The sequence below is a fragment of the Paenibacillus sp. FSL H8-0260 genome (assembly GCF_045040625.1).
Taxonomy (GTDB): domain Bacteria; phylum Bacillota; class Bacilli; order Paenibacillales; family Paenibacillaceae; genus Paenibacillus_AQ; species Paenibacillus_AQ odorifer.
Genome location: NZ_CP150298.1, coordinates 6,291,565 through 6,315,652 on the forward strand (window position 1 = coordinate 6,291,565; position 24,088 = coordinate 6,315,652).

Below are 24,088 nucleotides of genomic sequence, written 5' to 3' on the forward strand. Positions count from 1 at the left end.
TCTAAAGTTTCAGTTTTCCGAATTCTTCACCAAAGAGAAGGTCTTGAGCCAAGTTATGTGCTTTAGCTAATGAGGCATGTGTACCTGCATCCGTCCACCAGCCCTGTAGAATATCAAATGTCAATTCTCCACGTTTGATATATGCATTGTTAACGTCTGTAATCTCTAATTCTCCACGTGCAGAAGGAGTAATCGTTTTGATAATATTAAACACTTCACTATCGAACATATAAATGCCTGTTACTGCATAGTTTGATTTAGGCATAACTGGTTTCTCTACAATAGAAATGATTTGATTTCCATCTAGTTCAGGTACACCAAAACGCTTAGGATCAGAAACTTCTTGTATTAAAATCTTCGCACCTGTCCTTTGTTCACGGAAATTACGCACATACGGAGCAATATCGTCAGCAAATACATTATCGCCAAGGATAACGATCATTTGATCATCTCCGACAAATTGCTCTGCCAAGTCCAATGCCTGCGCAATTCCACCTGCTTCATCTTGTACTTTGTAAGTAAAGCAAACACCCATTTCATGGCCACTGCCTAATAAATTCACTACATCACCCATATGTTCTTTACCAGTAACGATTAGTATGTCTGTTACATCAGCTTGCTTTAATTTATAAACCGAATGAAAAATCATTGGGTATTTGCCCACGGGAAGAAGATGCTTGTTTGTTACTTTGGTTAAAGGGTAAAGGCGTGAGCCTGTACCTCCTGCTAAAATGATGCCTTTCATTAGGTGACCTCCAACTTTTAGGACTTAAACAAATCCGAAAATGAAATTCCATACTGTTTAATCCACTCTTTAATTTGTTTATTATCGACTTTTTTTATTTTATTTATATCCGATCTCTTTTTCATCATTATAAAGAGTTTTCCCCATACATCCCTGTGTGCTTTTAATAAAGTTAGAAACAACTCCTTTTTTGAGGAGTTATTCATTAACTCATTAGTCGCCCCCTTCTCCTTATACATATTATACAACTGAAATAGATACAGTCTTATTGTATAAATGGGATTTAGTAATACCAAATATAGAGGGTAATTCTTCATAACAAACCAATAATGATTACGTTCAACCAAATAGGTTTTAAAAAGAGAGTACTTTCCAGATGACGCAGAGTATCTATGATATACAATTGCATCCCCTACATATAAACATTTCCAGCCAGCAATTTGGAGACGAAATCCTAAATCTGTATCTTCACAGTAACAGAAAAAATCCTCATCAAATAACCCTACTTCATCAAGAGCCTTTCTTCTATACATAGCAGCACATCCACTAGGTATAAGAATGGGTTCAGAAACATTATATTTTAGTACATTCTCATTTCTCCCCCTACCTCGTGACATACCGCTTGCATTTACAAGTAGGCCAGCAGAATCCATGACATCTGGATCATAGTGAGAAATAATTTTACAACCACAGCTTCCAAGTTCAGTATTTCGTTCAAGTTCATTTACTAACTTTTCTAACCATTCTGAGTCAGCTCTAGCATCATTATTCAGTAGAGCAATATATTCGCCCTTAGAATGATTAATTGCTTCATTATTCCCCTTTGCAAATCCCAGATTTTCAGTTGATTCTATCAGTTTTACAAAGGGATATTTTTTTATCAATTCTACTGAATTGTCAGCAGAGTTATTATCTAATACAATAACTTCGAAATTCTCATACGTCTGATTAATCAAAGACTCTAGACAATCTACAATATATTCCGCTCCGTTGAAATTGACTATAATAATAGATACCAACTTATTCATTACTCATCTTCTTTCTAGAACGTTTTTTCCTTTCTTTTAGTACTGACACACTATACGGTAATAAGGGTAGCCCGTACAATGCCAATATAAAATAAGTTAAAAACTTACTTGCTAAGATTGGAGAGATCACAGTGAGTGTTGTGTAACCCCAAAAATGTAATACCGCCAGCATCGTAACTTCCGTACTACCTTGGCCCCCCGGTATCATACTTAATACACCGACAATCATCCCTAAAGAGTGTACAAGAATAACTTTTGCTATTGTAATTTCAATATTGAATGCATGGAAAATAAAATATAAATAAAAATACTCAGATATAATAGTTAATAAAGATGTTGCAATAATAATAATACCTAACTTAGGGTTCTTTATCGGGATTAACAAACTCTGTTTTATATTTGATAGTACATTCTTTAATTTGGGTCCAAGAATCTTATACATTATTAATAACAACAAGAATACAAATACTATTACAATAGATATCAGTAGATAATTATCTTGAATTCCTTTTATACTATCATTCAAAAAGGAAAGTAGGCCTTCACTAATTACAAAAACTGCAAATAATGAGTATAACAAGACACAGAGTAATTCTATAATTTTATCGAGAAATAAAATGGGTAGAACCTTCGATATATCCACTGTGTACTTAAGTTTCAGATAAGCTGATACAAGGATTTCTCCGGCTCGCCCTGGGATAAAAGCCCCCATTAGTTGACTAGACGCGGTTAATGATACAGTTTCCTTAAAACTAATATTCGTATATACTCTCATAATTTTATTTAATTTAAAAGACCTCAGTAAGAGCACTAAAGAGTACACAAGAATTCCGATAATAAAATAATAGTAATTCACATTACTAAAATTATTTTCAACATATACTAAGAGTATCAGAGAGACTACTGTTCCCAAAACAACATATAAAAGTCTTTTCCTATTCACCTCTCACCATTCTTCTCTCCGTTGTAATTTCTTCATTTAAGTTATTAATTTTGACTTCCAAGTTGTTTATTTGTTGTTTTAATAAACCAATTTCTTGGGACATTTGACGTACTTTTATAGATGAATTTGAAATAGACACGGTTAGCCCGAATATAATCACCAATCCAGAAAGTATACCCACTAAAAACACAAAATTTGAAGGTGCTTGGAAACCAAATATATTCGTAAAATAAAATGCGATTTGAGGCACTAGAGAAATCACTAACATAACAATAACGACCAAAATCCATAAAAGTGCGTATCTTAATTGTAATTCATACTTTTTAATCATATTAATTAAAAAAAACAGTAAAATCAAACATAAGAAAATAAGAGAAATTTGTAATTTTAAAGGGAACAATATAACCCCATCCTTAAGTAACTTGATGTTTTCTTGTAAAGTCAATAATAATAGCAAGAGTAACTTTAATCATATAATAAATTGATTTTAACGACTTAATTGATGAAGTTCCACCACTACGTTCCCTCATTTGAACAGGTATTTCTGCTATTCTGTATCCATTTCTGCTAAGAGCCATAATAGATTCTGGTTCAGGATAATCTGTTGGATAATTGTTTGCGAAAAAATCAATTACTTTTTTGTTACATGCTCTAAATCCTGAAGTTGGGTCACTTACATTGCGTTTGGCCAACAACTTCAATAAACCCGAGAAATAAACTATACCAATTCTCCTAGTAATCGATGATTGAAACCCTTCTTTTTCAATAAATCTTGAACCGATTACAAAATCAAATCCATCTTTTACTATGGGTTCTATTAAGTTTTTGATATATGCCGGATTATGTTGCCCATCACCATCAATCTGTATAGCAATATCATAATTATTCTTTTTGGCATAGATATACCCTGTCTGAACAGCACCTCCAATACCTAGATTGCACGGTAAATTTATTACATTAGCATTATTTTTTTCACATATAACAGAAGTCAAATCAGTTGAATAATCATTGATAATAACAAAATCTAAAATATCTGAATAACCAGATAACTCATTAATTAACGCTTCAATATTTTCCTCTTCATTGAAACATGGGATGATCCCAAGTACTTTCATTAATTCACTATCCTTTCAATGAGATTTAGAAAAGCTCAAATAATCAATACAAATATGTCATAGCTTAACAACAAAGCAATTGCAAAAACATTAGTCTGATTCTTAACTTTTTAAAAAGGGATTGCTCCATTGATTTTAAGGATATAATTCAGCAATACTATAAACAATAATAAACACAAAGATAAAATCACATATATATCAATCTTTTTATCTTTAATTACAATATTATTCGATGAGATTATAAGAAATAGTAGAGGAGAAACAGGAATGAAATACCTGCCTTGAATACCAAGAATAAGATTGTTGCCTACAGTAGTGTAGCCCGTATATAGAGCTGTATAAGTTAAGATAATAACACCTACTATGATTACAACAAAAATGAGTTTTCCCTTAACATTTATAGTTAAAGAGTCTCTTTCATAATCACTACTCTTAAGTATAGCGGTGAAAAGTAATAAAAAAATAAAACCAAAAACTAAAGAAGAAGAAAGTGAATATCCATAATTTGTAACTGCCTTTCCAAGCATGCCCATAAACTGCGAATCACCTAGACTTATTAAGGTATCAAACATAGTCTTAATATAGCGGAAAGGGTGAGTTAATACATAATGCACTTGGTTACTTGGGGAAATTCCTGTATCTCCACGAACGTCAGGGACCGCTAAATTTTTTAAATTAAGCAAATTCCAAATCAACATTGGCAGCAGAGAGCTTACCAATATAATAAGAATTTTTTTTGTATATTTAATTTTATCCCCAAATTTTTGATAAGGTATAGCAAATATCAAAAGCAACAAGGGAAGGTAAACTGGTTTTGAAATCGACATATACATACCCACTGTAGTTAATATCCAAAAATCCTTAGTGTTTATTTCAAGTATTTTTTTATTGTACCCTAAGTTAAGAACAACTGAGATAAACAAAAATGAGGATCCAATCATAAGAGCATCTGCCGAAAGTGATGTTGCTTGAATAAGAGTCATGGGCAATAGAGCTATTACAAGAAGCAGATTTTTCTTAAATGGTAATATTTTTAACGAGAAAAAAACAGTTATAACATAAGCAAGAAAGTTAAATAATCTACCTAAATAAAGCATCATTATTGGAGGTGAATTAAAGATTCTCCCTAAGAGAACGCCCAATGCCTGAGGTATATAAAGAACTGGTGAATATATAGATGCATAATTCCTATGAAAAACTCGCTCTTGAGGATTCAATTCCATAGAAAATGTATCTTTCACAACATTATATTGATACCCAGTATAATGGACATACCTCACTTTATTAACAGTTGAGATTAAGCTCGTAGGTATATAATTTCCAAGTTCTCCGTTAACCGTTTGATTAATGAATTTCCCTTCTGAAACTTCATACGCTCTATAGAAATGATCCAACTCGTCCAAATGTTCAAAGGGTGGAAAAATAACAACAAAAAATAATCCTATTGATAATGAAAGAATTACAAATATCTTTTGAACATTCCCTCTAAATTTAAATATAAGTAAAGTAACAACAACAAATAGCAATAAAAAAGAAATTAATAATAAGTAAAATGTTCCGTTAGTTAACGCAGCCGTTGTATTACTAGCAAATAACTTAAAATAAATACTTCCATCTTGAATCTGATCATTAATAAAGAATTCCCCTAATTGATTATTGCTTCTCCATAATGTTACAGAATTCCCCCCAGATAAGCCTTTACTTTTAATCTCAAATTCTAACAATCTCTTTTTGGAATCATTATCACTATTCGGTATTTCTATGGAAATATCCTGACTATCCGGAAGTTGGGAAACGTCAAAAATCTTATGCTCTATTACCTGGCCATTTTCCTTTAAATCAAAGTATAGTTCTCCGGTATTGGCTCTTTTAAAAGTCCCAAATGGTATCTTGATTTCTAAATTGGCCTGACCATTCACCTCGAATTTCTGCGTGATCGTCATTTCATCTTGTATTTCCCCAATGATATCATCCGTTTTTTCTTGACTAATAATCATGGCCTTATCTTGATTAATCTTCGTGAAAAAATCCTTATTTTCAAATATAACGTTTGAAAAATATATTGCAGAAATCAGAATAAAAAACGCAAAAAGTACCTTCTGAGTATTAAGTACTTTATTATGAAAAAATAATTTCATCGAAAAAAATCCCCACTTCATCTTATTTTCGAATATTTTTAAAGGATTTGGCATTCACTCAAATTCATTTCAACTTTTCTGATAATTCCTGTATAAATAAGAATTGCTCTCCTTCACTCAGATAATCCGCCATACTTTCTTTATCCCCAGCCTTTTTATTCCCCTCAAACTCAGTACACAGCTTAGTAAGTTGTGCAGCGATTGAATCTGGACTTATATTATCAAGGGAATATATATTATGATGTAATTCTGAAAGATTCTTATTCTCATAGTTGTTTGTTAAGACTAGTATTCCAAAGTGTGCCATTTCTAATGGAGGATAACTAGGATGAGGGGAAATCATTAAAGACACACCTAATGCACTCTCCTTTAATTCATTGGCGTAGTCTTCAAGAGACATTTTACCTTTAGATTTTATTACAACTCCATTTCCGATTTCCACATCACTATGATGCTCACCTGCTGAAATCACTTCCCACTGATCCGCATTAGGCTGGGTCCAAACCCAGATTCTTAACGATTCCACAATTAAAGCGAAAGCATTTCTGGCCACTGAAGGCCTGCCATATATCAGTATTTTCTTTTTCTTTTCCATCTTATCAAATGATATCAAATGTTTTTTTAACGATGAATTAAGTTTAGGTTCAAAATAGTATTCCTCTGTAAATTTGTAACCATGATTGTTGAAAAAATTTTTCAGCAAACTAGAGTTAAATACCGCAATTTGCTCTCCCTTATATAAATAAGTACTTAGAGCAAGAGAGTATTGACTTGACCAAGAATAGAATCCAGGCTCAAAATCCTGAATGAAGTAAATTATTCGCTTCGGTTTTTGATTGTAAAACTCCGCTTGCCATTTCACTATTCTTTGAGCAAAATATGCTGTCCACCAAGAAGTGGCGATAAATATATCTTCTTTCCCAACGGGTATTGTTTTATTATATCTATCATTGAAAGAAACTATCTGAGAGTTGCCATCCACATCATTTTCACTAGAAACGTGAGTATACCCTGAAAATTTCAGTAAGTCCTCACTATTTGGCGCTGCATCAGTAGTAATAATCCGTCTAAAAGAGTCTTGTTCATATTTATACAACTGGTCAAAAAAATTGATGGCAGTTGATATGCCACCAAATAAATGTTCTTGATTAATCGAAGGTACGAGTAAATTTATCCGTCTTTTTTCAAATGAAGTACTTCGCGGGTTAAAGGGCGTAATTTCACCAATGTGGGAATTCAAATAAGAGTTCACAGTGGATTGATATGCTTTTTTGATCACCTTATTATTTTTCGCCTTTCTAAGAATATGTTCAATTAACCTAGACATTGTCATCATTCTCCTTGAGATAATTTTGGTACAAGACTATTCAAGCTTAAGTTCTTATTAAAGTAAGGATCCCCACTCTTCAAATACGGTCCATAGAATAATGCTGATAATTCAAAATCAATTGGTGGTATATAAGAAGATCTTGATTTCGATTCTAAGTGATATAGCCTTACGTGTGGATCATAAATATTGACTAAATTATGTTGGAGTGCACGTAATGAGATTTCAACATCGCTACCGCATATGATGAAGTCTTCATTAAATAATCCGATTTTATCTAAAGTCTTCTTTGATATCGCGAGACATGCCCCAGTAGAAGCAATTACATTTCTAGTGACCATGGGCGATATAAACGGAGAACCAAAATGATTTGGCGCCATACTTTTAAAGATATGATCGGCCCATCCTCCTAAACCAATTACAACTCCAGCATGTTGAATTGTTTTATCTTCATATAGGAGTAAGCCTCCAACAGTTCCAACATCATCACGTTGAGCCTTCTCAACTAATCGCTGTAACCAGTCTTCTTTAATAACTACCGTATCATTATTTAAAAATATAAATACTTCGCCACTCGCTTCCTTTATTCCATGATTATTTAGTTTCGACCAATTAAAATCATAATTAGCATCAATAATCTTTACATTTTTATCATTTTGTTGTTTAAACCAATCTAATGTTTCTTGTTCGACTGAATTGTTATTAACAATAATAATTTCGTAATCTGGATACTTTGTTTTTTGAATAATGCTTGAAACACAAGGTTCCAATAGTTCAATTTTATCTTTTGTAGGAATAATGATACTAGCCTTTATTGTTTTGATTTTATATCTACTATCATAAACAAATAAATGCTCATCTTCAGTAGCATAAGCGTTACCTTCACCAAAAACCCTCACTAAGTGTTCGTTTAAAGCAGCAAGTCCCGCAGTATGCGCATAAGGTTTAGAATATGGGTTCAAAGCTGTAGAAGTCTCTAATTCCCTCCATGAATAAAGAACTTTGGGAATATGATGAATTTTCGATGATCTCTCACTCATCCTTAGAACGAGATCATAGTCCTGGCTACCGTTGAACTCAGTTCTAAACCCACCCACTTCGTGGAACAGTTCCCTTTTGAAGACCAAAAAATGACCAATATACATTTGTGACCGTAATAAATCAGGAGACCAGTCTGGTTTATGAAGAGGACACTTTTTCTTACCATACTCATCGACTTTATCTTCATCAGAATATAAGATATCTGATTTTTCTTGATTAAGGGATTTGACGACTTGATATAACGCGTCCCTTGTGATTTCGTCATCATTATCCAATAACGCAATATACTCGCCTTCTGCTAATGAGACAGCTTCATTAGAAGCACTTGATATCCCCGAGTTTATTTTCAAAGTCTTAATTTTAATTCTCGGATCATCAATACCTTCTAAATATTTGATTGTATTAATATTATCAGAGCTATCATCTACGATGCAGATCTCCCAGAATGAATACAATTGCTCTTTTACTGAGTTAATTGCAATTTCCAACCACTTTGGTTCAACATTATAAACTGGAATAATTATTGATATTAAAGGACGGTAAGTAAACTTTTCTATTTCTATCTTAAGCTCTTCAATTTCCTCAAGATTAATATCTTGGTATGCATAATCTGATGTTAACTCACTAACCGTGACAGCAGAATGCATTTTACTATTCAGGGAATTAAATCCATTCCTCCGTAGTTCATTAATTCCTTTCTTTGCTAAAGACGGGTTGTCTTTTAATTTCTTAAATACAGTTTGTCCAAACTTAATTTTACTTCTCAACTTCTTCGGCACTATCTTTTTGATTCTATTTTTTATTCTAAGCTGCTGAGATATAAGTTCTAACTGTTGAACGTAATTATCTTTATGAGAATTTTCTTCCTTCAACAGATTCACTTCAGTATGCAAAATCTCTACTTGTTCTAAGAGAGAGAGATTTTCTGTAGATACTAACTGTTTTTCTGATTCCAAACGTTTGTAATCTTGTTCTTTCATTGTTATAAGATCATTTAATTCTTCATTTATTGCATTTTTTCTTCGTAATAGTTCCTCTTTATTTTGCATTTCATTTGTAAATTTTTCAATCAATTCATCTTTTTGTTTCACATCATATAAGACTTTTTCAATCAATTCGTCCTTTTGTTTTAATTCAAAATTTTTAGATATTAATTCTTTATGTGTTAGGTCATAAACACTTAAATTAATCAAATCTTTTTCAAGATTATCCAGATTTTCAAGTACATTTACACTAACTGGATTCTCATTTTTAGTATCAATCATTTTCATTGTTTTTTTAATCATATTGAGATTTTCAGATACAAAGAAAAAATTTCTGTAGCAGGGCCCGTTAAAGTCGTTTTGATATATATTAGTATTATAATAATCATCAATAGATTCTCTATAAGAGTATAATGACGATCTACCAGTTGCCAAAAAATGAATTTTAATCATTTTCTCCCATATATCAACTCTTCCATGGGTAAAATGAAGATATGGCCATTGTTTTTCATTAAGAAAATCTATAAGTTGCCCTGCTTCGGGTAGACCATTTTGGCGATGCTCTTCAAGCCATTGATAATTAAATCCATACATAGTCTCAAAATATTTATTTGCTCGAATTTCTGCATTTTCCACACCAGTAGTATTGAAAGGTGCTGCCAAAATAAACCCATGTTTAGAAACTCTCATTAACTCAGAAATAAAATTCTGCCTGAGTAAGGGACTTATGTGTTCAAATACATCAAGGGCAATTACTAAATCAAACGTATCAGTCTCAATTGGCATATTTGTTGCGTCCCCTTCAATATAAGAAGGATCACTTTTAAGTTCTTCTGGTACTATGATATCTAAATAAGTTATTTTGTCAGTTACAAGGAACTTTTCTAAGTTTTTATGCTCATTAGCCCCAACTTCTAAGATCGAGAAAGCCTTATTGTCTTCACGTATTAAATTAATAAGATCAGCTGCATTTTTATATCTTTGATATTGATCAAATGGAACAACCATGCTTAAACACTCCAATCTAGATATGAAAAATCAATTTAATATTTCCCATTTATGATTGATATAAACAAGTCCTTCAGAGAAATATTTATTCGTAATATTAAAACTAACTACATCTTGCTTATAATCTAAACAAACTATTCCTTCATTATTGAAAAGACCTACATCTAGTTGATACGTCCCACCAAGTAATGGCAAACTTGGTATTACATATTTCACTTTATGCCTACCCCTAATATCAGGAATCTTAACTTTTTCTAGATGGGTATTCGGGCCAAATATATATTCTCTATCAGGAGTATAGAGCGCAACCCCTACTAATAAGCCTGGAATTGTCTTTTCATAAACTTCATATTCAACCTCAACTTCAACTTCATCAAACGTTTTGAACTTATTTTTATTAATATTCACCTTAGTAATCAATGATAGAATGTCTGGGTTACTTGGAATAACAAAATCATCGTGTGATACTTCCGCTGACTCCTTCAGCTCAATAACGTCATCACTATTTTCCAAATTACTATATCTCATGTAATCTTCATATAAATCAACAACTTCGCTAGAATCGCCTTCTGCCTCAATTCTTCCGTTCTTAATCCACACCGCTTTATTACAAAACCGTTTCACTTGTTCGGAAGCATGTGAGACAAATAATATAGTCGTCCCTTTGCTTTTTAATTCTTTCATTTTATCAATACACTTTGTCTGAAACCTTGCATCTCCTACAGCCAAGGCTTCATCTACTATTAAAATATCTGGTTCTACATTTATCGAAACAGCAAAGGCTAGTCTTGCAAACATTCCGCTGGAATAGACTTTAACCGCTTGATCTATAAAAACCCCAATATCTGCAAAATCAATTATAGCGCCGATTTTTTCATCCATTTTTTCTCTGGTGTATCCCATCATTAATCCATTTAAATAAATATTTTCCCTACCTGTATATTCCGGATTAAATCCTGCTCCCAACTCTAATATAGCAGAGATCTTCCCATTTATTTCAATCTCACCGCTGGTAGGAGTCAACACTCCAGTAATTAATTTTAAGAGCGTAGATTTGCCAGAACCATTTTTGCCTAGTATACCAATTGCATCGCCTTTTTCTACTGATAAAGTAATCCCATTTAGGGCTACAAACTCTTTATGGTAATTCTTTTTAAAAGGATGAATAGCTTCTTTAAAACGATCCATCGGTTTATCATATAGTTTGTACGATTTCACTATATTCTTTATATCAATTATCCCGTCCATCTCATCACTCCTAAAGTACATCAGAAAAATGCGGTTTAAGTTTCTTAAATACCTTAAGACCAAAGGTTAACATCAAAAAACATAAAAACCAGAAATAAGCTGTTTGGTACGGTCTATCAAAAAATAATACATTGTCTATTAAAGAATCCCTGAATCCCTGAACAATATAAAACATAGGGTTTAACTTAAACACTCGTCCCCAAAAATCAGATAACATTGTTACCGACCATCCAATAGGAGTAAACCAAAATCCCATTTGTAATATTACGGCTATAATTTGATTCAAATCCTTGAAGAAAAGAACAACCGCCGAAGTGAAAAACGAAAGTGATATCACTAATATTAACAGGCAAAAAACATAATATATTAATTGAGCATTATAAAGGGTTGGGTAATATCCATATATTGCGTAAACGATAAGTATAAAGGCAATGAAAAATAGATGTACAAAAAATGCAGAAAATACCTTTACTAAAGGTAATAATTCAATTTTAAACACAACTTTTTTTACTAGATAATTATATTCAGTAAAGGCATTAGTTGCACTTGAAAATGCATCTGAAAAGAAAAACCAAGGTATAATTCCAGCAATAAACCAAATTATAAATGGTATGTTTCCTACATCTCCACTTCTTAGACCAACCTGGAAAACAAACCAATAAGTAACTATTGTCAAAAGAGGATTAATAAATCCCCATAAAACGCCTAAATAAGAGGAAGCATATTTAGTTTTGAAGTCATTCTTAGCTAAATTTATTATTAGATTCTTATTTCCCAAAAAATCGTGGGCGAAATTAAAAGTTTCTTTCGAAAATCTTCCTATGAAGTAACAAAATCCAGCGACTATGAAACTGATAATCAATGAAATTATGCTTGGTCCCGAATCATTCCCTTGCTGAGATTGTTCAATATGTGAGCTCATATTGAACAATATAGATGGATCATTTCCCGTAGACTGAAGATCAATCTGCCCACTATTCTCATCTATATTTTTCAATTCCAATTGATTTAGTTTATAATCTAGCGTATTGAAGTTTACTTGGGCGTCGGATATTCCAGAAAAGTGAACATTTTTAATGGAAACCAAGCTTTCTTTATTCCCTGGATCTATTCTAATGAAGGCAAACCCTTTAGGAACCTTAAACTCCAAACTCTGCCAAATACCGGGCTGTGGGTATGGTTTGCCTATTGAGTCGGTCTCATTCCATCCATTATTAGAAGTAGCGAAAAAAATCTGATAATCATCTGATATCTCTGATTTAACATCCATATGTAAGTAGAGATTAACATTATCCTTAATATAAAAATCAATACAGTAATAAGAGCCTATGAAAATCACAAGTGTAAAACCTAAAAGAATAAGATGCTTTAATAACTTCATTCATATTTCCCCTAACTATTTCATTGAGTAACTTTACAAATCATATATAAGTTTAATTCAAATCAGTCATATGCTAAAATATTGTCGTACCTACAGGAAAAGGAGATTATAACGTGTCGAAACCAGTATACGGTAAAAACGCCGCTCAGTCGAGAAATGCAGAAAAGATAGCAATCCCGATCTGGGCATTGGTTGTTGCTTTCATTTTATTTTTGTGTTGGGCCCCATTTCAAGTGGGATTATTTAACGGTCAGCAATTAGACTTCGAAAAGCCAATCTATGTATCTGCATTACTAAGCGGCCTTTTGCTGCTAGTCTGCCTTGGCTTATACTACAAAAAATTCAAAATTGATGAGCAGAGGGATTTAGTAGCTTCAGCTTCTATATTGCTGCCTGTGACCTACGCTTTATCATTGTTTGTCGCAGTTTCGCATTATATGGCGATGAATATGCTGTTTATTCAGAGCATGTATGTTGCAGTCTTCATTATAGCCTTTTATCTCTTGAAGCAAAAGCAAGTAAATGTTGTCATTCAAAATGCTATATTGGCGATTGCTTATTTCATAGTGGGTTTTGGACTCTTAAATTGGCTAGGCAGCAGTAAATTAGCTGGCTCTCTTGTGGGCTGGTTCTCAAACACTGTACGGAACAGTATTTATTTAGAAGCAGTTATGACCGATTCTAATGGACTTCGATTGACTTCGATCTTTCAGTATGCGAACACATACGCTGCATTCTTGATGGCTTTTCTATTTGTAGCAATATTCGCGCTTATTCGCTCTAAAAATTGGTATGGAACCTTGACTCATGGCTTTATGTTAGTGCCAATCATTTTGTCGATCTTGTTAACCTTATCTCGTGGTGGCCTTGTCTTGCTACCTGTGGTATTTATACTTCTGCTTCTATTTCTAAAACCCGCACAGCAAATCCTTTGGATTCTACATTTAGGAGTTGCTGGTATTGTAGCTTTGCTCATTACAACACCCGTAACTAATCTAGGAATAGAGTTAAATGCGAGTTTCACTTCTTCTGCCGCTTTAAAAGGTTGGGGTTACCTGTTAGCAGCTTCACTAGTTGTAGCTGGCCTATCCTGGGTCATTCAGCGTTTTGTCGCTCCATGGTTGTATGCAAAACTAGAGAATTGGTCGTCACGTAAACGAACAGGTCTTTGGATTCCGCTCGGATCTGTCGCTCTAGTAGCTATTGTAGCTTTCTTACTTATCGGTACGAGTGCAAAAAGCATCTTACCTGACAATATGGAGACTCGTCTTGAGAACATCAATTTCCAACAACATAGCGTACTTGAACGGATTACCTTTTATAAAGATGCCATGAAGGTAGTTAAGGATTATCCAATCCTTGGTGCTGGTGGTGGAGGCTGGTCCTCATTATATGAACATTATCAGAATAACCCTTATACTAGCCGCCAGGTGCACAATTTCTTTCTTCAATTTTTGATCGAAGTTGGGATTCTTGGTTTTATCGTATTTATGGGTTTCATTCTGTATATTTTCTATAAGTATATTCGCGGGTATGTAAAACGGGATAAAAATGATTTTGAAAATGGTTTCTTCTATCTAATCATTGCTTTATCGATTCTTGTGCACAGTTTACTTGATTTCAATATGAGTTATGCCTTCATGGGGATACTCGTCTTCCTTGGACTGGCTGGGATGGCAGTTGTGATGGACAGCAAAAAGTTACGAAAAAATTGGAATAAAGCCGGTATTCGGCTTGGATATTTCGCAGCTCTCACAATAGGTACTGTGTTCTTGTTATTCCTTTCGATCAGCTATATAGGCTCCAATAATGCTGCTCTAAAGGGTAAGAATCTAATTAGAGTGAGCACTTCATATGAAGAAATTAAAGCACCGTTGGTTAAAGCCTTAAAAAGCCGCCCTAATCATCCTGAATCCGCCCTCTCCTTATCTGCTTTAGATATGACGGTATTCAACCAAACGCAAGATGAGCAATTTCTTGTTGAAGCAAATAATGTATTAACTCGTGCGCTCAAAGATGAGCCCTACAACAAAAATCTTTTAGCTCAAATGGCGAGCTACTATGATTTAAAGGGTCAAAGTGACCTTGCATACAATGTATACCTCGACAATGCTGATAAGTTCAATTGGGATATTAGTTGGTATGATGAATTAATCAGACGATCCTTTGTATTAGGCCAGCAAGCCCTTAATCAAAAGGATGAAGTTAAGAAAGAAAAGTACTTCGCAGAAGAGCTTGAAGCATATAACCACGTTCTCGCTGGGATTGAACATCTGAAGACTCTTCCACCAGAACAACTGCAAGGGCGTCCTTTCTCAGTAACGCCAACTATCGCTTTAAACGTTGGCAAAATGCAACTTATATCCGGACAAGAGGATGCAGCGAAGACCACTCTGAAGCTTAATTCGGATCCTAATTACACGGATATAATGAACAACGAAACTCCGTGGGATATAAATTGGTACAGTTCACTAATCAGCCGTTCATTTGATTTGGGGCAGGCAGCTTATGCACAACAAGATGATGAAGATAGAGTAGAACACATGAAAGCTGGCTTTGTCATTGGGCTTTTGGCCTACAATCATATATTGGCTGATAACGATCCTTCCAAGACTCCTGCTCCGGATGTGACACTGAAGGTTGGAACAATGCAATACATGTCAAGACAATTCAAACCCTCGGTGGCTACTTTAAAATCGGTACTAAGCCAAGATTTCTCAGATGCTAATAATCGTGAAATCGCTCGCTGGTACCTCGCCGCATTACAAAAAACGAACAACCAAGATCAAGCAGTGTATGATAAGCTGATCGCAGCCGATCCTGCGGAAGCAGCACAGATCGAAGAAATTGCGAATATGCAACTCCAAGATAGAAACTAATGAATAAAAAATAGCCTCTCACTGGATTACAGTAGGAGGCTATTTTCCTTTGTAATTATTTAAAATCATTTCCCTGTTTTGGCCGCTTCGCTTTCGACAAGCTCTTTCATATATCGAAGCAAATCATCTTTGAGTTCCTCGTGTTGAAGTGCATAATGAATGGTGGTCTGGATAAAGCCCATTTTCTCACCAACATCATGACGTTTACCTTCAAAGTCATAGGCAATAATTCGTTCAACCTCACTTAGACGTGCTATCGCATCGGTAAGTTGGATCTCACCACCCACACCTACTTGCTGCTCACCAAGCATATCGAAGATTCGTGGGGTTAAAATATATCGTCCCAGAATAGCTAAGTTCGATGGAGCCTCTTCTCTCTTCGGCTTCTCTACTAGACGATTTGCCTTGTAGACACGTTCCGCCAAAGGCGAACCATCTACAACACCATACCGGGATACTTCCTCCCACGGAACAGGCTGAACACCCACGATAGAAGATTTATACTCATCATATATGTCAATCATCTGTTTGAGGCATGGTATGTTCGCTTCAACAATGTCATCGCCTAGTAGGACAGCAAACGGTTCGTTTCCTATGAATTTACGTGCACACCAAATCGCATGTCCGAGACCTCTTGGTTCTTTTTGACGAATGTAATGGATATCTGCCATTTCGGAAGATTTACGAACAGATTCAAGAAGCTCCCACTTTTGCTTCTCCGCTAGGTTAAATTCCAGTTCAAAAGAGTTATCAAAGTGGTCTTCAATCGCACGTTTGCCTTTCCCCGTTACAATAATAATATCCTCGATCCCGGAAGCGACCGCTTCTTCAACAATATATTGGATCGTCGGTTTATCTACAATCGGAAGCATTTCTTTAGGCATTGCTTTGGTCGCAGGTAAAAAACGAGTGCCGAGACCTGCGGCGGGAATAATCGCTTTACGGATCTTCATCACATTAACTCCTTCTATCGTATACTCTTTTCAATTTACATATCTGTATGTACCCTAAAATGGCATATTTCTTTCAATTATAGCAGTTACAGCACATTTATGTCAGAGTGTTTGTTATATTTGTATATCTATTCCATTGAAGTGAGAGGGAAGGAATACCCTCACGATATACTTTTTAGTATATGCAAATTAAGGTGAGGGCGAGATCAAATCTAATAAAAGGGCTAAGCAATACCAGCATCTACCTGGTAGTTACTTAGCCCTTTCTTTAACTCTTATTACTTCGCATTTACCAATTGCCCACGCGTTACGCCAAGTTGATTAGTAGCCTTTAGGCTCTTCCATACCTGTGTACCAGAGATTTCACCACGCAGAGCGCGACTGTAGAGGCTGATTACCTCAGCCACTTGCTCTGGCGTCTCTTCCAAGAACTCCACTCGGTATGAAGATACTCCTAGGTCACGGAAATTGTTCAAATACTCCGCACCAGACTGCTCAACAGCGTTATAGACGGTATTACGGCAGCCTTCATCCACACGAACTGGATGTGACATTCCAATACGGTCTTGCAAAGAAGCACGGTGCTCTTCACAAGGACGACCACAGTTCGTATAGTCTGTGCCTTCACTCATAAAGGTACAATACACACAGTGTTCAGTATGGAACATCGGCAAATGCTGATGGATAACGACCTCCATCCGGGACGTATCACTGTGTTCAAGCAGATCAACCATCTGTTGAATGTTCAAGTCATAGGATGGCGTTACTATGTCACAGCCAGCCTCAAGGAACAAATCCACTGCTTTATGATTGGCGATATTCAGTGAGAAATCACCGATCAGCCGTGGATGCACAGCATCCGGCTGCTCCTGGCGGCGGCGCAGATAATAATATAACGCGCCTGTATTACGCACGAGCACAGCATCCGGTTGCAAGCGAAGAATATTCGCGTGGTAGCCGTTCTCGCCCGGCATATGAATGCGCGGCGTGGCCAGCGCTATGCTGGCCCCTGCAGCCCGTACCGCATCTACCGCTGCCGGGAACTGCTTGATAAACTCGAAGTCGGCGTAGATGTTTCTCACGCCGGCCTCGAGCGCAGCCTGCACCTGCGGCAGGCTGCGGCACAGCGCGGTGAGCTCCGCTTCACCAGCGCGCTGCGGAGCGACGCCCTTGTGGGTGGCGTCGCCGTAAACCTCGATCGCCCGTTTCACATAGACGGGCGGTTTCGGGCGCTCGCCCGCAAGCAGCTCCACCGCTTGGCGGCGGATGCTGTTCAGCTCGCGCATAGGGACGATGACGTCGCCTTGCAGATGCGACTCCAACGCGTCAAGCTGGAACACGGTCCCGCCCAGGCGGCCGAATTGTTCTTCCAGCAGCGCGGTATCCATCGGACGCTTTTGCGCGGCTTCCAGCGCGAGCTCCGAGTCCACACGGACGGTAACGTTCTTCTGAACGTCCGTCCACCAAGTCGTCAGCTTCTCGCCGACGCAGCCTTGCACTCTAACATGTACCGGAAATACCCGGTACGGCTTTTCAGTTTCATAAGTCTGGCGCAGCGCCTTATCTAATGCAGGGTCATTTGTCTTCCAAATGCGGTCACCGACATTTAGACGACGAAGATCCACATCATTACGACCGGCTACGATGTCGATGATCCAGCCTTCTCCGGCTTCGCCTTCCAGCTTCACACCTTTACGACGAAGGTCGTAGACACGACCGCCTTCTTCTTTTTTCGTCGGATCGCCAGCGTCAAAAACAATTCCGTCCCCACGCTTAAGCGGTGCATGAATACGGCAGACCACTCCGTCACGCAGAATTTGCTCAACCGTCCCCAAATATACACCACGGCTTTTTGGGAAAGTCCCGTCTACCAGTTTCTTATTGTTCGTTCCATCCAGGAAACCATGTGTAAACCCGCGGGAGAAGCTTTGTTGCAGCTCGCGCACCTCCTCCTTAGAAGGTTTGGACAGATCGCCTTCAAAATACCGATCAATCGCTTTACGATACTTACTAACTACATTCGCTACATATTCCGGGCTTTTGAGGCGACCTTCGATTTTAAAAGAAGTCACACCCGCCTCGATCAGTTCAGGCATTAGATCAATTGCTGCCAGGTCCTTAGGAGAAAGCAAATAAGTTACGTCTCCCATAGGTTTTACCTCACCATCCACCATCAGATCATACGGCAGGCGGCAAGCCTGAGCACATTCACCGCGGTTGGCAGAACGTCCGCCCCACATTTCAGAGGTCAGACATTGACCTGAGTAGGAAACACACAAAGCACCGTGTACGAATACTTCCATCGGTAAGCGGGCTTGCTCCCCGATCGTACGAATTTGTTTCAAATTGTTCTCACGACCTAATACCACACGTTCCAAACTGAAAGGTTTAGTAAACTCGACCGCTTCCGGCGAAGTAATGGTCATCTGTGTCGATCCGTGAATCGGGAAATCCGGTGAGATTTCGCGGATCATTTTGACCAAACCTAAATCTTGTACAATTACTGCGTCCACGCCAGCATCCACGCACGCATCAATCAGTTCTTTTGCATCAGACAATTCATTTTCAAAAACCAGTATATTAAAGGTCAAAAAGCCCTTCACACCATAGCTATGCAAAAACGCCATAATTTCCGACAGCTCGTCCATGCGAAAGTTGTTCGCTCTGGCCCGTGCATTAAACTTCTCTACGCCAAAAAAGATAGCATCCGCTCCGTTTGCTACCGCTGCACGCATGCAGTCCCAATCACCTGCGGGTGCCAATAGCTCCACGTCTTCTCTGCGTATTTGTTGCTCTTTCATTTATATCCTCCCAAACCGCCATTTGACGGGTCATTTCTAGTTGATTAACTTGATAATTGTATCAAATATCACACTTGAGCGCTATGCGTTTACCAACATTTATATAGAATAAAAGTCATAATGCTGTCAGGAAGCTGACTTCTTGCTTATTGCTCTTTACTCCATGAATGTTGTAGAACATGCAACTTTATTGCCCAATTCAGCGCTTCGACAACTAAATGTTGTACATAAAGCATCATTCTCACACTCTAGTATCGACAACCGGTACAAAAAGTTGCAACATTTACAACAATTCACTAGAAAATCCGTGACATACGGGACATACGATAGAATGTTGTATCAAATACATCAATCCACCCTTTAGCTATTCACATTATGCCCAACTTGGATAACATTGGCTCCGAACCTCTAAAACAACCCTTCCGACAACCCTTCTATCGGTTTATAGTAACAAATATATGTATTTTTAATAATAGGCCGCAGGTATCCCTTATCCACTAAACTCTGCAACCATTTACGAGCAGTACGAAAGTTAACGCCATAATCGTTCATAACATCCTTAGGTCGAATCCCTTTTCCCCTTTATCCAAATAAAGAACGCCCCAAGCCAAATCGGCAACTGGGACGTTCTTCGTCTGATTAAATTATACGCCTCTATTCGTGTGTCAGCTACGATTTTCGTACTTTTTTTAACTACTTACTGTTTGTAAACCGAAACGATTGTAGTGTCTTGTCTAACAGAGCCTGCTGTTCTGCAGTGGCATTGGCATCATTCAGCGTAACGGTAATCGTGTAGACCACATCATTTTTACCAAACACAACCTGCTTACTGCGAAGAGGGATGCCATTTTTGATTTGATGTACAGTTATGATCGTAGCAGGGACATCCGCAATGGTAGATTCCACTACACTTTCTATACGAGAGCCTTTAGGATCATTATTTTTATTTTGATAAGCATCTTTGAGCACATTAACTGTATAATCCACTGAACCCTCGGGTTTTGAATTGATCTGTAGACGTCCTCCGCTGAAGCGATACTCAATCGACTGCGTCTCGAAAATATCCTGATAAGGTGTCCATAAACTTGGAATATCAATGGCATAACCGTAGGTTTTGGATACTTTGGTTAGTGTCTTATTTTTGAGCGTCTTATAATCATCACTAGCGAGCCGCCCGAAGTTCTCCTTCAGCAGAGCAAAATCAATATCAATAGAGGATATGATGGCTTTGAATTTTGCCTTATCGTCATCTTGCCCAGCAGCTGTTACATATTCAAAATAGTAACGATACCCATTTTTGAGTATGAGAGCTTGATATTCTGTAGTAACACCGTTGCCGTAATTTAGCTGTAGCTCATTAATTTGTGCGGATACGCCCGAGATCTCCGACTTGTTGCTGTCTTTCAGAATATAAGCATCCGCTACAAAGTTTTCTTTAGTTTTGATTTTCAGATCTTCAGCCCAGCTCTCTAGTGTAGAACCAGCAGGTGCCGAGGTAACTGCCACACTCAGATGACTTCCCTGCTTACTCTCGTAATAGAGATGCTGGTCATCCTTACTCCAATCTGCGGGAACCTGTAGTGAAATCCCATAGTCCTCATTGTACGCGTCACGCAATCCACTTTTCACCGTAGAAAGATCACGGATTTTTTTGCTTTTAGTATCAAAAGAAGGCTGGAAAGAGTTAAGTAATCCTGTATATTTAGCAAAATCCTTATAATTAACTGCTTTGTTATCCGTCAAATAAATCTCGTAGAGTCGACCTTCAGCATATAACAGTCTGCTTTCCCAGAGCGCTCCACTGGAATCTTTACTGATCAATCTAGCATAAGGTACCGCGGCTTTGGGGAACGACTCCCGATCCAATATCAACTCCCCACCTGCCTCGACCTCCCGAACCAGCTGTTCCAGCAGCCCATCCGCATCCACCGCAACCGCCTGGTCACTTACATGAATCTCCACATAATATAGATTGTCCGCACTTGAAAAGGTAGCCACACTTTCATCTCCACCGCTATTTCCAGCAATCAGCCCAGAGGGATAATTCAGTGTCCATTGAAAATAGCTGTTCCCAATTTGAGTCTTACCAACATCGCTGTCAATCCCAGCCTCCTCTGGCGTATCTTCTTCGTTGTCTATAGGAACTAGGGTAACCATTAGCTCACCCCCACTCCCTTGAGAGAGAGTCGCACCTAACACATCAGCTACAAAACGTAGCGGTACCATCAGCACGTCTGAAACCATCCGGGGCGCTGAGCCCAGTTTAACTTTGATCCCATCCTTCCAAGCGATATCACTCCCAATCGTCATCACCCCTGAATGTGTACCGTAGGTTACTTTTACAACATCGTTCTGCTCTAAGGAAACAGTGCTGCCAAACGTCTTTTTAAAAACCCCAAGCGGGACCATAACCGTTCCATTCTCCGTATAAGGCTGCTCGATAGCCACCTTCTTACCATTCACCGTAGCTGAAGTACTGCCAACTTTTAGACTCAGCTGTAGCTTATCTCCTTGTGAAGCTAATGCTGTTTGTATGGGTAATATAGAAAATAGCAGTAATAAGGCCAGCATCGCACAAAATCCTTGTTTTAAAATTTTAAAGCCCATTTACCGTCCCCCTCTCCAGTTTGCTAATCACTCTTCCGCGTGCTCGTCCCCATCCGTTTCATAATCATCTCCGCTTAACAATGGATCACCTTGAGTGAGCACGAGTTTACGGACGACGATATCCCCATCGCTTTGCATAACCAGCCGCACAGTTGCTCCCGGCAGGTAGCTTTTGAACAATTCATTAATATCAACTAGTGAGACCACACGATGCCCGTCGATGCTATACAAGACGTCCCCTTCAGCAACCCCTGACTTGAGCGCTTCTGAAGATACCACCTTAGTGACGGACAGCGGGTCCAGCGTTGGCAATCCCACAATCGTAGACCAGCTCGCCTCCAGCTCTAGCCCCAGACTCGGATGCTGTACCTCACCATATTTTAAAAGTTGGTTCATAATATACTGCACAGTATTCGCTGGAATCGAAAACCCCATATTTTCCACACCCACCGCTGAGTATTTCAGGCTGTTGATTCCCAGCACCTCACCTTTCATATTTACAAGCGGCCCTCCGCTGTTTCCGGGATTAATCGCAGTGTCACTCTGGATAAGACGATAAGCCGCATCTACCTCACGGTTAAGACCACTTATAACGCCTACAGTCGCTGAGTTTCGTAGAGAAAAGCTAATCGGTGTTCCGATAGCAATAACCTTCTCCCCAACCACTGTTTTGCTATTCGCTGGAATAAACTTGGCGGGCTTTAAATGGGTGGCATTGATTTTGATCAGCGCCAGATCACTAACTTCATCCAGATAGGTTTCTTTAACGCTGTAGGTTTTGGAGTCCGAAGTGACCACTATGGCATTTTGCAGATCCTTGATTACATGAGCATTGGTTACAATCCATCCGTTCGATTTCACAATGATGCCGGAGCCATGCGTCAGATTGTACCGATCATCCGGGCCACTATTCCCGCCACTCTCGTCTTTGCCGATAATGCCCACAACAGAAGGAGTGATACTTTTAATAATTCCAGGTATCGGATCTTCTGCCGCTGCTTTACTAACCACCTTACTAGTACTATCAAAAGCAAACACCGACTGACTCCATACTCCCGACAGCACTACGCCGCACAGTAATAGACCTAATCCTTTCTTCACCAGCTTCTCCCCAATACTCCTCATTCCTCACCAGACCCTCTCTTTGCTCATGGATAAATTTTACATTATATTATTTGAAAAAAGACGCCTTCAATGCGCCCATGGCGTTAAAGGAGTCTTTTGGTGCAAAGCTGTTCAATTTAGTTCTTTCATTAACTTAACCAATGCATCACCATGGCATAGTCAGAGATCACAAAAACCAGCAAGCTAACGGCTCCAAAACCAATGGCAAATTTGTTCTTCTGGGGAGCTTTCAATAGTCGAACAACCCCGACCAAAATCAAGATGGTAAATAAAATCATAAACACATCAAAGGTATGAAATTTAGACGGTCCTTGCGCGGCAACTTCTGCAAGCAGCATAACCTTACCTCCTCAAAAATGTTGTCAAGCAAGATCCAGTAATCCCCATATCACCTTCTATGTTATCGCTACCATTTGGGCGATGCAATAGGTTTTGTAGAAAAATTATGTATTTGTCGTAAAAAATATATTTTATCCCTGCAAAATCCGTAATAACGATGAGATTGATCACTGACAATTGGGGTGGCTTAGTGAAAGTACTGTGAGTCCAATCAACTCTATCGTCATGAAGGTTACAATAGAAAGTCCGTTAACTGCTTTAGAGATGAGATAAATTGAGCAGTGAATTGGAATTGGAATTGGAATTCAGAACTTAGAACTCTGGGCTCGAAATTTAGGGTGTTAATGAATTAGGGAAATATTCCCTAAAATTAATCGATTATCAGCTCATTTTGTGATTATCAGGGAATTCCTCCCTAAAAATCATT

The 24,088-nt window shown here is 37.7% G+C and carries 16 protein-coding genes; 1 reads left to right on the top strand and 15 read right to left on the bottom strand.

The features are described from left to right. Position 1: 1 nt before the first annotated feature. The 10 genes from MHI51_RS28085 to MHI51_RS28130 form a co-directional block, all read right to left on the bottom strand. Positions 2–745: a sugar phosphate nucleotidyltransferase gene (locus MHI51_RS28085; RefSeq protein WP_076220600.1), complete on the bottom strand. Its 744-nt coding sequence runs from the start codon at positions 743–745 to the stop codon at positions 2–4. A 17-nt stretch (positions 746–762) separates the two neighbouring features. Continuing rightward, entirely contained in the window at positions 763–1,773 is a 1,011-nt protein-coding gene (locus tag MHI51_RS28090; RefSeq protein WP_076220599.1) for a glycosyltransferase family 2 protein, read from the bottom strand. Next, the gene (locus tag MHI51_RS28095) at positions 1,766–2,716 is read right to left on the bottom strand and encodes a lysylphosphatidylglycerol synthase transmembrane domain-containing protein (protein ID WP_076276872.1); all 951 of its coding nucleotides are present in this window, start codon (positions 2,714–2,716) and stop codon (positions 1,766–1,768) included. The genes MHI51_RS28090 and MHI51_RS28095 overlap by 8 nt, the downstream gene beginning before the upstream one ends. Next, entirely contained in the window at positions 2,709–3,116 is a 408-nt protein-coding gene (locus MHI51_RS28100) for a DUF2304 domain-containing protein (RefSeq protein ID WP_076276873.1), read from the bottom strand. Before MHI51_RS28100 ends, MHI51_RS28095 begins: the two co-directional genes overlap by 8 nt. A gap of 13 nt (positions 3,117–3,129) precedes the next feature. Beyond that, positions 3,130–3,831, bottom strand: coding sequence for a glycosyltransferase family 2 protein (locus MHI51_RS28105; protein ID WP_076276874.1), 702 nt, complete (start codon positions 3,829–3,831; stop codon positions 3,130–3,132). Between the two features lie 110 nt (positions 3,832–3,941). Further along, on the bottom strand, positions 3,942–5,969 hold the full coding sequence (locus tag MHI51_RS28110; RefSeq protein WP_076276875.1) for a DUF2142 domain-containing protein: 2,028 nt from the start codon (positions 5,967–5,969) through the stop codon (positions 3,942–3,944). A 64-nt stretch (positions 5,970–6,033) separates the two neighbouring features. After that, entirely contained in the window at positions 6,034–7,296 is a 1,263-nt protein-coding gene (locus MHI51_RS28115; protein WP_076220727.1) for a hypothetical protein, read from the bottom strand. Between the two features lie 5 nt (positions 7,297–7,301). Further along, entirely contained in the window at positions 7,302–10,328 is a 3,027-nt protein-coding gene (locus MHI51_RS28120) for a glycosyltransferase (RefSeq protein WP_339245203.1), read from the bottom strand. Positions 10,329–10,358: 30 nt separating this feature from the next. After that, on the bottom strand, positions 10,359–11,576 hold the full coding sequence (locus MHI51_RS28125; RefSeq protein WP_076220620.1) for an ABC transporter ATP-binding protein: 1,218 nt from the start codon (positions 11,574–11,576) through the stop codon (positions 10,359–10,361). Between the two features lie 10 nt (positions 11,577–11,586). Then, positions 11,587–12,957, bottom strand: coding sequence for an ABC transporter permease (locus MHI51_RS28130; protein ID WP_076220619.1), 1,371 nt, complete (start codon positions 12,955–12,957; stop codon positions 11,587–11,589). Positions 12,958–13,070: 113 nt separating this feature from the next. Here MHI51_RS28130 and MHI51_RS28135 point away from each other — a divergent pair, with 113 nt between their 5' ends. Continuing rightward, positions 13,071–15,836: an O-antigen ligase family protein gene (locus MHI51_RS28135; protein ID WP_342410236.1), complete on the top strand. Its 2,766-nt coding sequence runs from the start codon at positions 13,071–13,073 to the stop codon at positions 15,834–15,836. Positions 15,837–15,901: 65 nt separating this feature from the next. Here MHI51_RS28135 and galU read toward each other — a convergent pair whose 3' ends face one another. The 5 genes from galU to MHI51_RS28160 form a co-directional block, all read right to left on the bottom strand. Then, positions 15,902–16,789: a UTP--glucose-1-phosphate uridylyltransferase GalU gene (gene galU, locus MHI51_RS28140; RefSeq protein WP_076220717.1), complete on the bottom strand. Its 888-nt coding sequence runs from the start codon at positions 16,787–16,789 to the stop codon at positions 15,902–15,904. A gap of 278 nt (positions 16,790–17,067) precedes the next feature. Continuing rightward, the gene (locus MHI51_RS28145; protein ID WP_076276879.1) at positions 17,068–19,590 is read right to left on the bottom strand and encodes a U32 family peptidase; all 2,523 of its coding nucleotides are present in this window, start codon (positions 19,588–19,590) and stop codon (positions 17,068–17,070) included. 693 nt (positions 19,591–20,283) lie between these two features. Continuing rightward, entirely contained in the window at positions 20,284–22,197 is a 1,914-nt protein-coding gene (locus MHI51_RS28150; RefSeq protein WP_341004034.1) for a stalk domain-containing protein, read from the bottom strand. Positions 22,198–22,224: 27 nt separating this feature from the next. Further along, complete coding sequence (locus MHI51_RS28155) at positions 22,225–23,322, bottom strand: S1C family serine protease (RefSeq protein WP_405173411.1); 1,098 nt, start codon at positions 23,320–23,322, stop codon at positions 22,225–22,227. Between the two features lie 128 nt (positions 23,323–23,450). Next, positions 23,451–23,660 (bottom strand): DUF2759 family protein, encoded by a 210-nt coding sequence (locus tag MHI51_RS28160; protein WP_036678627.1) that lies wholly within the window; start codon positions 23,658–23,660, stop codon positions 23,451–23,453. Positions 23,661–24,088: the final 428 nt, after the last annotated feature.

What these genes read in the sequence shown, in the direction of transcription:
- MHI51_RS28130 (WP_076220619.1), bottom strand. Translation starts at nt 12,957, where the DNA reads ATGAAGTTATTAAAGCATCTTATTCTTTTAGGTTTTACACTTGTGATT.
- MHI51_RS28145 (WP_076276879.1), bottom strand. Translation starts at nt 19,590, where the DNA reads ATGAAAGAGCAACAAATACGCAGAGAAGACGTGGAGCTATTGGCACCC.
- MHI51_RS28090 (WP_076220599.1), bottom strand. Translation starts at nt 1,773, where the DNA reads ATGAATAAGTTGGTATCTATTATTATAGTCAATTTCAACGGAGCGGAA.
- MHI51_RS28110 (WP_076276875.1), bottom strand. Translation starts at nt 5,969, where the DNA reads ATGAAATTATTTTTTCATAATAAAGTACTTAATACTCAGAAGGTACTT.
- MHI51_RS28115 (WP_076220727.1), bottom strand. Translation starts at nt 7,296, where the DNA reads ATGTCTAGGTTAATTGAACATATTCTTAGAAAGGCGAAAAATAATAAG.
- MHI51_RS28155 (WP_405173411.1), bottom strand. Translation starts at nt 23,322, where the DNA reads ATGAGGAGTATTGGGGAGAAGCTGGTGAAGAAAGGATTAGGTCTATTA.
- MHI51_RS28085 (WP_076220600.1), bottom strand. Translation starts at nt 745, where the DNA reads ATGAAAGGCATCATTTTAGCAGGAGGTACAGGCTCACGCCTTTACCCT.
- MHI51_RS28160 (WP_036678627.1), bottom strand. Translation starts at nt 23,660, where the DNA reads ATGCTGCTTGCAGAAGTTGCCGCGCAAGGACCGTCTAAATTTCATACC.
- MHI51_RS28120 (WP_339245203.1), bottom strand. Translation starts at nt 10,328, where the DNA reads ATGGTTGTTCCATTTGATCAATATCAAAGATATAAAAATGCAGCTGAT.
- MHI51_RS28150 (WP_341004034.1), bottom strand. Translation starts at nt 22,197, where the DNA reads ATGGGCTTTAAAATTTTAAAACAAGGATTTTGTGCGATGCTGGCCTTA.
- MHI51_RS28105 (WP_076276874.1), bottom strand. Translation starts at nt 3,831, where the DNA reads ATGAAAGTACTTGGGATCATCCCATGTTTCAATGAAGAGGAAAATATT.
- galU (WP_076220717.1), bottom strand. Translation starts at nt 16,789, where the DNA reads ATGAAGATCCGTAAAGCGATTATTCCCGCCGCAGGTCTCGGCACTCGT.
- MHI51_RS28125 (WP_076220620.1), bottom strand. Translation starts at nt 11,576, where the DNA reads ATGGACGGGATAATTGATATAAAGAATATAGTGAAATCGTACAAACTA.